The sequence below is a fragment of the Streptomyces anandii JCM 4720 genome (assembly GCF_014650655.1).
Classification (GTDB): domain Bacteria; phylum Actinomycetota; class Actinomycetes; order Streptomycetales; family Streptomycetaceae; genus Streptomyces; species Streptomyces anandii.
In genome coordinates, this window is the sequence record NZ_BMVJ01000033.1 from 3692 (window position 1) to 14908 (window position 11217).

Sequence of the window (11217 nt, forward strand, 5' to 3'; positions counted from 1 at the left end):
CACCGAAGCACAGGTGTATGCCGCTGCCGAAACCGAGGTGCTGGTTGTCCCGCCGGTCGGGGTCGAAGCGGTCAGGGTCGTGGAAACGCTGTGGATCACGACTGCCCGCGGCCAGCATGAGCATGATCCTCGAACCCTTGGGAATCGGCGTGCCGGCGACGGTGACGTCGCTGTACGCCGCCCGCCACGGGATGATGTGGACGGGAGGCTCGTAGCGAAGCAGTTCCTCCACCAGCGGTACGACCAGACCGGGTTCGTCGCGCAGCCGCTGCAGCACCTCCGGGTGGCGCAGCAGTGTCAGCATGCCGTTGGTGATGAGGTTGACCGTGGTTTCGTGACCGGCGATCAGCAACAGGTTGGCGGTGGCGACGATCTCGTCATCGGCCATCCGCCCGTCCGGCCCGTCGTCTTCGGCCATCCGTGACAAGAGGTCGTTGCCGGGGCGGCCGTGACGTTGCTCCACCAGCCCGCCGAGGTACTCGCGCAGGTCCTCGGTGGCCTGCCGGCCGTTCTCCAGCTTCTCCTTCGGGTCGATCTCGGGGTTGTAGTCGATCGACTCGATGATGGCGTTCACCCATCGGCGGAACGTCGGTTCGTCCTCGCGTGGCACGCCGAGCAGGCGGCAGATCACCGTGACGGGGAAGGGGTAGGCGAAGTCGTCCACGACGTCGATCCGGTCCTTGCCCGCGAAGTCGTCGGCCAGGCTGCTGACGGTGTCGGTCAGATATGGTTCCAGGCCGGGCACCAGCCCCGGTGTGTGCGGGGGACCGAAGTGGCGCATCGCCATACGCCGCAGACGGTCGTGTTCGGGCGGGTCGAGGTTGATGAACGCCGGTGTCCCGGGCCTCTGGAGTGCCTCCACCGGACGCGCCAGATTGCGGACGTCGGAGCTCAGGTGCGGGTTGTGCAGGACATCCGTGAGTTCGCGATAGGTGCTGATGACGTAGCTGCCGTCCTCCTGGCGTGCCACGGGGGTCTCGCGCAGTTCGGCGTACAGCGGGTACGGGTCGGCCCGGGAGGAATAGTCGAGGATCCGGCGCAGCGTGTCAGGCGTTTCCACCGTGGTCATGTCGCTCTCCGTCCTACCGGTGGTGCTGCTGCGCGGCCGTGACCCTCCGCTCACCCGGGTCATGTCCGGTGACGACGACCGTGGCGCCTTGGGCGAGGAGGGTGGGGCCGGGGAAGTCGACCGGCATCGGCTTCATGTCGACGGGCTGGTCAGGAGTGGGGCAGGGCGGCGGGAAGGGGGCGGCCGTCTCGATCAGCCGCTGGTAGTGGTCCAGCCACTTGGCGTTGTTGAAGCTGACCGCCGCGGTGACACGTCCCCGGTAGCCGTATGCGGCGACGAAGCGGTGGTCGGACACCGATCCCTGGGTGACAGCGACCTCGTCGGCGAAGGTCGGCACGCCGACCGACTTGATGTTGACGCCGAACTGGATCGACCAGAACAGCGGGATGGCCAGGTGGGGCCAGCGGTCCGCCTGGGCGCTGACCATGTTGTGTGCCGCCACCTCGGCCTGTTCCACGGCGTTGGCCCAGTGCTCCAGCGAGATGAGCCGATACTCGTAGACGGGGTTCGGGCAGCGTGCCACGTCGCCGGCGACGAAGATGTCATCGGTGACCAGGCCGTTGAGGTCGAGAGCGCGGCAGCCGGTGTCGCAGGCGATTCCCCAAGGGCCCGCCGCCAGTCCCGAGTCCCGCAGCCAGTCGGTGTTGCGGATGCCTCCGAGTGCCACCACTGCCACGTCGGCGTCGATCGTGCTGCCGTCGTCGAAGTGGGCCCGGCGGAAGCGCCCTTGCAAGTCGCCTTCCAGCCGGGTGACTTTGACACCGCAGCGCAGGTCGACGCCGTGTGCGCGCTGCATGTCCGCGGCGACCTCACCGATCATCGCGCCGAGCGCCCCGACCAGCGGGGCCGGCGCGAGTTCGGCGACGGTCACGGGGATCTCCCGCTCGCGGCAGATGGAGGCGATTTCGGAACCGGTGAAGCCTGCCCCGATGACCAGTACCCGGGAGGGTCCGGCGGCCAGGGCTCGCTGCAGGCCCTCGGCGTGCTCGCGGGTACGGACGACGAACACCCCGCCCAAGGACGCCTCGCTCTCCACGAACCAGGGCCGGGCTCGCACGCCGGTGGCGATCAGGACCCGGTCGAAGGGGATGTCCCGCCCGTCGGCGAGGCGTACGTGGTTGGTCGCCAGGTCGAGCCCGCTGGCGGGCGTGCCCAGCAGCCACTCCGCGTCGATGTCACGACGCCGCGGCAGCTTGGTGCCGTCGGCAGGTACCCACCCGGTCAGTACCTGCTTGGACAGTGGGGGTCGGTCGTAGGGCTCGCCCACTTCGTCACCGATCATGGTCAGCGATCCGGTGAAACCCTCATCGCGCAGGCCCTCCGCGGCCCGTAGCCCCGCCAGGGACGCCCCGACGACCACGATGCGGCCATCGCGTTTGAACGCTTGCAGCGTGTCGGCGGTGGTCATGACCGCGTCGCCTCGACCGCTGAGTCCGGTCCCTCCAGCCGGTCGACCAGAATCGCCTGGACCGGACAGGCCGCCGCGGCGCGCAGCACCTGGTCACGTCGGGCGTCGTCGGGATTCGGGTCGTACATGAGTGCCTCTTCGCCGTGCATCCGGAACGCTTCCGGAGCCAGGAACGCGCACTGCGCATAACCCTCACATCGGGAAAGATCAACAACAACTCTCATCCCGACCTCCACAGGGATTGCGAGCCGTGGATCCTGCAAGCCGGTGCCGCCATCTGCGCACAGCGCGAGGAGTGTTCGAGCAGCAGGAATCGAGGCCGTTGCCCACCCTGCGAAATGCGGAAGGGACCGCGCTCGTCGGGTCTCCACAGAGAGAATCGATTGTCGCTGACAAGGCGACCGGCGTCTGGCAAGACGGCCTGGAGAACCTGGCCTTGCCTGCAAAAGCCTAGCCCGCACGGGCTTCACCCGCACCCCGGCCGATCGGCGGACGGGTGGGTGGGTGTCGGCGCCGCCCGCGGCGATCGGGCGGGAGGAGTGCTGGTCCGTTCAGCCCTCGTCCTGCTGCACCGGCTCGACACCCATGATTCCCTCCAGCCCCTCACCGAGGCGGACCTGCGGCAGACCGCGGCCGGACGAGACGATGCCGAGGTCCCGCAGCCCGCGCAGCACCTCGTCGGCGGCCCCCGGTGAGGATGTCGCACTCGATGGCGTCGCCGTCGGGGTTGTGGACGCCGCCCACCTGCAGACGCACGTTCAGGACACACGGCTCGGCGGTCAGCAGGGCCATGGCGCGTTCCGTCATCTCCGGCGGGCCCACGGCGCGGACCCGACCATGTCCATCCGGACCTCCGCGAATCCGTGCGGTGCGTCAGTCCTGGCCCGGACAGGCCGCTCCTTCATTGCCATTGAGACGGGGGGCGTCCGCGCCCGGCAACTCGGCGCGCCGGAACGCGGTGGCTGCCGGATGGTGGGGACATGCGGATGTTCGACCACCAGTTGAGTGAGGCCGCCTTCCTGTCGCTCTACCGGCACTTGCGCGGCACCGCCCCCGGCGGCGCCGGCCCCAGGGGCGCCCTGGACACGATCACCGCGGACCAGGTGCTGGCGGCCGTCCGCGAGGTCCGGTCGGGACGCGCGGTTTCGCTCGCCGCCCCCATCGTCACCAGCCCCGCACCCGACGACCCCGATCCGGCCGAGCACCGGCTCACCGCCCCGCCCGGGGGACGGCCGAACCCCCGGGGTCTGGACTTCGCCCGGGACCGCTTCGCCATGAACGTGCACGGCGATGTGGACAGCCACCTCGACGCGCTGTGTCACGTCGTGTATGACGGCACACTGCACGGAGGCGTACCGGCGGCGGACGTGCTGGGGCCTCACCCCGCGGTCGGTGCCGGCGCCCTCAGCGTCGACCTGGTGCGTGACGGCATCGTCGGACGCGGGGTCCTTCTCGACATCCCGCGCCTGCACGGCGTCCCCTGGCTCGAGCCCGGCTCACACGTGACGGCCGAGGACCTGGTCGGCGCGGAGGAGCAGCAGGGGGTCCGGGTCGGCCGGGGCGACATCCTCCTCGTACGGGTGGGACACCGCCGGCGTCGTGAGGAACTGGGCCCCTGGGACACGGCCGACGCCCGGGCGGGACTGCATCCGACCGCCATGACGTTCCTGGCCGAGCGGGAGGTGGCCGTGCTGGGAAGTGACGGCAACAACGACACGGCCCCCGGCGCGGTGCGGGGCGTCGCCTTCCCGGTGCATGTGCTCGCCATCCACGCGATGGGCCTGCACCTGCTCGACTACCTGCGGTTGGAGGATCTGGCGCCGCTCTGCGCCCGGGAGGGCCGCTGGTCGTCCCTCTGCGTGATCGCCCCCCTCCGGCTGTCCGCGGCCACCGGTTCCCCGGTCAATCCCATCGCGATCCTGTGAGCACGCCGGAGCCCCGGCTCACCCGACCGGCTCAACTCGCTGGACACATATGCCGGGGCTACGTTGGTGATCGGGGCAGTTTCCCCTTCACCGGGGGTATCCGGAGCATGCGCCGAGGACGGTGACCGGCATGACCGACGGACAGCACTACGACGTCATAGTCATCGGCACGGGCGCGGGCGGCGGCACCATCGCCCACCGACTGGCACCCACCGGCAAACGGATCCTCGTACTCGAACGCGGCGGCTACCTGCCCCGCGAGCGCGACAACTGGGATTCCACCGCGGTCTTCGTCAAGGCGAAGTACCGTGCGCCGGAGTTCTGGTACGACAAGAAGGGGAACCGGTTCCCTCCCGAAGTCAACTACTACGTCGGCGGCAACACCAAATTCTACGGAGCCGCGCTGTTCCGGCTGCGGCCCGAGGACTTCGGCGAGCTGCGCCATCACGACGGCATCTCTCCCGCCTGGCCCCTCGACTACGCGGACTTCGAGCCGTACTACACCCAGGCCGAGCACCTCTACCTCGTCCACGGGCGACATGGTGAGGACCCCACCGAGGGGCCGTCCGGAGCGCAGTACGGCCATCCGCCGGTCGAGCACGAGCCGCGCATCCAGCAACTCAGCGACGACCTGGAGAAGCAGGGGCTGCACCCCTTCCACCTGCCGATCGGGGTGAACCTCGCACAGGACGGCCAGGGTCGGGCGACCCGCACCAGCGCCTGCATCCGCTGCGACCGCGTCGACGGCTTCCCCTGTCTGCTCAGCGCCAAGTCCGATGCGCAGGTCATCTGTGTCGACCCCGCCCTCGAACACCCCAACGTCGAGATGGTCACTCACGCGGACGTGCTGCGCCTGGAGACGGAAGCGACCGGGCGGAGCGTCACCAAGGTCGTGGCGGACGTGAGGGATGCCGACGGGGACGGCGGCGAGCAGGGGAACGGGAGTGGTACAAGGGTGGAGTTCGGCGCGGACATCGTGATCGTGGCGTGCGGTGCCGTCAACTCCGCCGTACTCCTGCTGCGTTCGGCCAACGACCGGCACCCGCAGGGCCTGGCCAACAGCTCGGGCGTGGTGGGCCGGCACTACATGCGGCACAACAATCTGGCCCTGATGGCCGTGTCCAAGGAGCCCAACGACACCAGGTTCCAGAAAACCCTGGCGCTGCACGACTGGTATCTCGGCTCCGACGACTGGGACTTCCCTCTCGGCGGCATCCAGATGCTGGGCAAGTCCGACTCCGAGCAGATCCACGGCGAAGCACCCCGCTGGGCCGGGGCCGTCTCCCCGGACATGCCCTTCGAGGTACTCGCCCACCACGCGGTCGATTTCTGGCTGTGCGGAGAGGACCTGCCCGATGCCGACAACCGTGTCACCCTGGACCGGGACGGTGCCATCCACCTGTCCCTGGACGAGAAGAACAACATCGCGGGATTGCAGCGGCTGCGACACAAACTCCAGGGGATGCTCGGCCATCTGGGCATGCAGGAGCAGCACCTGCTGTCCCACAGCCTCTACCTGCACAAGGGCATGCCCATCGGCGCCACCGCACACCAGGCGGGCACCGTCCGCTTCGGCCGTGACCCAGCCACCTCCGCCCTCGACGTCAACTGCAAGGCCCACGACCTCGACAACGTCTACGTCGTCGACACGAGCTTCTTCCCGAGCATCGGAGCGGTCAATCCCTCGCTGACGGCCATCGCCAACGCCCTGCGTGTGGGAGACCACATCACCGAGCGACTGGGGTGACCACGCGTCCTTGCGAACAGGAATGCGGTCAGCTGAACGGGGTGATCGTCTCGTACGGCTGCTGGAAACGCACGGGGATGCCGGACCCGGTGCTTTTGCGGTCGAGCAGTTCCCTGGTCCTGGCGAAGTTGTCCAGGAGTCGCGGCATGGGACGCGGCTTCTTGTCGAGCGACCGTCCGAAGTCGTCCCAGTGCACGGGGATGACGAGGTCCGGGCGGGTGGCCTCGACGGTGTGGTGCCAGTAGTCGTCCTGGAATCGCGCGGACTGCGCACCCAGGGCGCCGATGCCGAGGTAGAGCAGATCGACGTCCAGACCGTCGAACTTGTTCGGGACGAAGTTGGCACTGGGGTGGACCAGTATCGTGCCGGAGGGGTGCTCGAAGAGGAACGAGTAGCAGCCGCCGGTGCGGTAGGCGCTGGCCTTGGCCGGTGGTACGAGCGGCCCGTCGATCGAACCCGGATACCTGTCCCCCGGGCTGTGCGCACCTTCGAAGACGCGGACCGTGAAGTCCCCGAACACGTACCTGTCACCGTCGCTGATACGTCTCATCAAGTCTTCACCCAGACCGGCTCCGCGGCCGACGTTCACCGTCGACTCCGATCCGTGCAGGACGCCGCCAACACGCTTGACGACCTCAGGGGAGTCCATGACGTGGTCGTGGTGGGAATGGGCCACGAACAAGGCGTCCAGCTGCTCGACGCCGCCTCGGGACAGCGCGTCGGAGATGCGTCGGAGATCGGGCGCGATGGGCCGCCCGAGAGCGACTCGCAGCAGCGACGGCCTGGTGAAGAAGCCGTCGATGAGGATCCCGGAGACACCGTCGGTGACGTGTACCGAGGATGTCCCGAAGAAAGTCGATCGAACACACCCTGCAGTGACGGCCATCAGTCGATGCTACATCCACAAGACCCGCTGCATCCGAGGCAGTCGCCCCGCTCGGCGGTGGCTGGACTGTCGACTCCGGAGCCGTGGAACAGTCCCGCGGGTGCAGTGTCCGCAGTCGAAGTGCGGGAGAGGTCAACTCTGGGCGGTGGGCCGGACGGCGACGTCGTTCACGTCAGCTTCGTGATCTCTGCTCCGACCTGGCTGTTGGCTGACGCCGCATCCCGCGAGCCGCTGGGACGCCGCGCGGTCGGAGGCGTCGTGGCTGCCTTCCCGGCACGCCCCGGGGTCAGCCGTTGAGGTTCCGCATGAGCTCGGGGGCGTAGCGGTCGCCGGAGACGATGCCGCGCGGTGCGACGGCGCCGATGGCGGCCAAGTCCTCATCGGTGATCGTCACGGTGGTGGCGGCGACGTTCTCCTCCAGGTAGTGGCGGCGCTTGGTGCCGGGGATGGCGACGGCGCCCTGGTGCATCACCCAGGCGAGGGCAAGCTGAGACGGCGAGACCTGCTTGGTGGCGGCGAGGCGGCGGACCTCGTCGACCACGGCCAGGTTGCGGGCGAAGTTCTCGGCCTGGAAGCGCGGGTCGGTGCGGCGGAAGTCGTCGGCGGCGAAGTCGTCCGGGCTGGTGACCGCACCGGACAGGAACCCGCGTCCGAGCGGCGAGTAGGCGACCAGGCCGATCCCGAGCTCGTTCAGGGTGGCCATTACCCCGTCGTCCTCGATGCCGCGCTCGAAGAGCGAGTACTCGGTCTGGACCGCCGTGATGGGGTGGACGGAGTGGGCGCGGCGGATGGTCTTCGGGGCGGCCTCGGACAGGCCGATGTAGCCGACCTTGCCGGCGGCCACCAGCTCGCCCATGGCGCCGACGGTCTCCTCGATCGGCACCTGCGGGTCGACCCGGTGCAGGTAGTAGAGGTCGACGTGGTCGGTGTCCAGGTGGCGCAGGGAGCGGTCCAGGGAATACCGGATGTACTCGGGACGCCCGTTGTGGCCGACGAACGTGCCGTCGTCGGTGAACTCGATGCCGGTTTTGGTGGCGACGACGGCCTGCTCGCGGCGGCCGGCGAGGGCCTTGCCGAGCAGTTGCTCGTTGATGAACGGGCCGTAGCTCTCGGCGGTGTCCAGCAAGGTCACGCCCAGTTCCAGGGCGCGGTCGATGGTGGCGAGGGACTCGGCCTCGTCGGTGCTGCCGTAGAAGGCGCTCATGCCCATGCAGCCGAGTCCTTCGGCGGAGACGGTCAGGCCCTGGCTGCCGAGGGGGCGGAGTTCCATGGTGATCTTCCTTACTGTTGCGGGTCGTCCCGCGACGTGTGACTGGTTGGTTGTGCGACCGGTGCGCTGCGGACCTCGGCCCGGACCGGGTGCGGCGGGAACCGGTCGCGGTCGGGTGGGGCGGCGGTGCTGCGCCGGCGAGGGGAGGCTGTGCGGCTGCCGCGCCCGGCTCGGCCGTGCGCTCACCCGTACGTACGCGGGGCGGCGCGGTCAGCGCACCCAGGTGCCGGTGAGGGTCTGGACGGCGGAGCCGTCGAGGTCGGCGAGGGTGGTGGCGACGAAGTCGCGGGCCCATTGCGAGGTCTGGATGCGGAAGGGCGGGCGGGCGACGGTCAGGGCGTCGATGATCGGGGCGGCTGCCTCGGCCGGGGTCTGGGCGTTGCCGAAAGACTGCCGGGTGCGGGTGATGTAGGCCTCAAGCGCCGGGCTGTAGGGCCCGGCGGCGGCGAGCAGCGTGGGGACGTCCAGGCCGAGATTGGCGACGAACTCGCTGGCCACCGCGCCCGGCTCGATGACGGTGACGTCGACGCCTACGGTGGCGGCGACCGGCGCGAGGGACTGCATGAAGCCCTCGACGGCGAACTTCGCCGCGCAGTACGCCTCGTTGAAGGGCTGGCCGACGACGCCGCCGACGCTGCTGACGGTGATCACCCGGCCCTTCGACGCCCGCAGATGCGGCAGGGCGGCCCGGGTCACCGCCACCACGCCGAAGAAGTTGACCTCCATGGCCGCGCGGACGTCGTCGACGCCGCTCTGCTCGATGGTGCCGAGCTGGGCGGCGCCGGCGTTGTTGACCAGCGCGTCCAGGCGGCCGTGCTCGGCGACGACCTCGTCCAGGCAGGCGGTGATGGCGGCGGGGTCGGTCACGTCCAGACGTTTGACCTGGATCCGGTCCGCGACGCCCGCCTCCGAGGCGGCCTCGAGCAGGGCTCCGGCCTTGCCGGTGTCGCGCATGGTGGCGATGGTCGCCCACCCCGCCCGGGCGGCGCCGATGGCTGTGGCAAGGCCGATGCCGGAGGACGTACCGGTGATCAGAACAGTCTTCGGGGAGGTCATGAGGGTCTTCCTTGCCTGGGGGTACAACGGGCCGACATCCGTAACCGGGGAGTTCCCCAGTTATCTGCACGGTAAGCGGGGAACTCCCCGGTTGTCCAGTTAGACTGGTCCCGCCATGAAGGGAGCAGCCTTGACCACCAAGCCGAGCGCGTTGCGCGCCGACGCCCGCCGCAATCGGGACCGCATCCTCGAAGCGGCCGTGCAGGCCTTCTCCGAGAGGGGGCCGGACGTCGCGATCGACACGATCGCCAAGGCCGCGGGCGTCGGCTCGGCCACGCTCTACCGCCACTTCCCCACGCGCGAGGCGCTCATCGAGGCGGCCTACCGCAACGAGCTGGCACGTGTCTGCGACAGCGCCGTGAAACTGCTCGCCGACCATGAGCCGGACCGGGCGATCCGTCTGTGGATGGACGACTTCATCGACTACCTTGCCGCGAAGCAGGGCATGGCGGACGCGCTGCGGGCCGCGGTGGCATCCGGTGCGAATCCCTTTGCCGAGACTCTCGACAAGCTCGCCACCGCGATCGGCACCCTGCTGCGGGCCGGCGCCGGCGCTGGTCTCCTGCGCCCGGACGTCGACCCCTTCGATGTCGGCTTCAGCCTGGCCGGTGTCGGGCTGATCACCAGCGCACCCGGCCAGCGCGAGCGGGCCGGCCGCCTCCTCGACCTGCTCCTCGACGGCCTCAGGTATGGAGCGGGCGGGCCGGCGTCCAACTCGTGACCGGCTCCGGCTGGCCCGCGCCCGCATCGTTGCGCAGCATCCGGCGTCCGCCCCACCAGTGGCGGCCAAGGCTCACGGAAGCAGCCGAGCAGCGCGCCCGGCAACTGGAGGAAGAGCACGACCTCGCGCAGGTGAAGGCCGGGCGCGCCGTCGGGTGGGGTTGAGCCCGCCCACCTCGTCGCGCCTGCGAACGAGGACGGGCGCGTGCCACCGGCCGGCACACAGTACGTGTGGAGGCTGCCGACGACGAGGAGTAGGTGGTGGCGTGCGCGTGGCAGTCGCGCACACCCGTGACCCTGTGAGGCGCCGGCATCGGCTGCCTCGGCTTGGTGGGGCGAGCCCGCCGTGCCGGGGCGATGCCGGCTCACCGCCGTGGTTGTGACGGCGCGCCGACAGCGCGCCGGGCAACGCCGCCGATCCATACGGCCTCGCTCCGGTGCCCGCCTTCATGGCCCGCTGGTGGGGCGAGTACGCCCTGGCCCGCGCCCCCGAACCAGAAGCCAGGGCGATGCGACCAGTACCGCGTGGCAACCTTCGCCCCGTCATGATGTGTCGCCCACTAGCTGTGTCCGGCGGTACCGGACCGTCAGAACGATCGCGTGGCCGGGACCGGGACCGGAACGAAGCCGGTGATCACACTCTCGGCCGATCCCGTGGCGGCCTGAGCACGGGAGTCCACCTGGCCCGCAAAGGACGCGGCCGCCGCCCGCTCCAGGATGGGCCCGACGTGCCACCTCGGTCCGCTGGTTCAGCGCGAGGCCGTGGTCACGGCAGCCGACTGCGCCTGCCCCCGGCTGTAGGCACCGTTCGGCCCCGGCACTCCCGGGTGCTCTCGATCAGCACCGGCCCACGACCAGTACCTCACCCTCTATGCTGGTGTGTACGGGGTTGCCAGTGGCCTCCTCTGGTATGCGGGGCGGGGTTGTGACGGATCGTCTACTGGTCGAGTGCGGGGCCGATGGGCTGGTGACGGTCCGGGAGTGGCCGTCGGGTGAGCTCTATCCGACGGTGGCCGCTCAGGCGGCCCCCCTGCGGTGGCCCCTGAGCGAAAACGACCTGGAGGAGCTCCGCTGGTACCTGGAGCAGTACCTGAGCACTCCGTTCGGGGTCTACGGCAACCGCGGCAGTGCGGTCG

At 69.8% G+C, this 11217-nt stretch carries 10 protein-coding genes; 4 read left to right on the plus strand and 6 right to left on the minus strand.

The window, feature by feature from the left end; all coding sequences use genetic code 11:
• From IE249_RS33150 to IE249_RS33160, 3 genes are all read right to left on the minus strand, one after another.
• Positions 1-1069 (minus strand): cytochrome P450 (locus IE249_RS33150; RefSeq protein ID WP_229859806.1); only part of this gene is annotated, 1069 nt, incomplete at its 3' end.
• Between the two features lie 13 nt (positions 1070-1082).
• Positions 1083-2477 carry an NAD(P)/FAD-dependent oxidoreductase gene (locus tag IE249_RS33155; protein ID WP_189710852.1) on the minus strand — a complete coding sequence of 465 codons (1395 nt, stop codon included), beginning with the start codon at positions 2475-2477 and terminating at the stop codon, positions 1083-1085.
• A complete protein-coding gene (locus IE249_RS33160; protein ID WP_189710854.1) occupies positions 2474-2701 on the minus strand; it encodes a ferredoxin in 228 nt (75 codons plus the stop codon). Before IE249_RS33160 ends, IE249_RS33155 begins: the two co-directional genes overlap by 4 nt.
• Positions 2702-3016: 315 nt before the next feature.
• Here IE249_RS33160 and IE249_RS33165 point away from each other — a divergent pair, with 315 nt between their 5' ends.
• The 3 genes from IE249_RS33165 (at position 3017) to IE249_RS33175 (ending at position 6149) form a co-directional block, all read left to right on the plus strand.
• Positions 3017-3172 (plus strand): hypothetical protein, encoded by a 156-nt coding sequence (locus IE249_RS33165; protein ID WP_189710856.1) that lies wholly within the window; start codon positions 3017-3019, stop codon positions 3170-3172.
• A gap of 285 nt (positions 3173-3457) precedes the next feature.
• Positions 3458-4402, plus strand: a complete 945-nt coding sequence (locus tag IE249_RS33170) for a cyclase family protein (protein ID WP_189710858.1) — start codon at positions 3458-3460, stop codon at positions 4400-4402.
• Between the two features lie 130 nt (positions 4403-4532).
• On the plus strand, positions 4533-6149 hold the full coding sequence (locus IE249_RS33175; RefSeq protein ID WP_189710860.1) for a GMC oxidoreductase: 1617 nt from the start codon (positions 4533-4535) through the stop codon (positions 6147-6149).
• 28 nt (positions 6150-6177) lie between these two features.
• Here the strand turns inward: IE249_RS33175 and IE249_RS33180 are convergent, their stop codons facing one another.
• From IE249_RS33180 to IE249_RS33190, 3 genes are all read right to left on the minus strand, one after another.
• Entirely contained in the window at positions 6178-7035 is an 858-nt protein-coding gene (locus IE249_RS33180) for an MBL fold metallo-hydrolase (RefSeq protein ID WP_189710862.1), read from the minus strand.
• Between the two features lie 286 nt (positions 7036-7321).
• Positions 7322-8305, minus strand: coding sequence for an aldo/keto reductase (locus tag IE249_RS33185; RefSeq protein ID WP_189710864.1), 984 nt, complete (start codon positions 8303-8305; stop codon positions 7322-7324).
• 210 nt (positions 8306-8515) lie between these two features.
• Entirely contained in the window at positions 8516-9388 is an 873-nt protein-coding gene (locus tag IE249_RS33190; RefSeq protein ID WP_268249734.1) for an SDR family oxidoreductase, read from the minus strand.
• A gap of 103 nt (positions 9389-9491) precedes the next feature.
• Here IE249_RS33190 and IE249_RS33195 point away from each other — a divergent pair, with 103 nt between their 5' ends.
• Positions 9492-10082 (plus strand): TetR/AcrR family transcriptional regulator, encoded by a 591-nt coding sequence (locus tag IE249_RS33195; protein ID WP_373304524.1) that lies wholly within the window; start codon positions 9492-9494, stop codon positions 10080-10082.
• The last annotated feature ends 1135 nt before the right edge of the window (positions 10083-11217 follow it).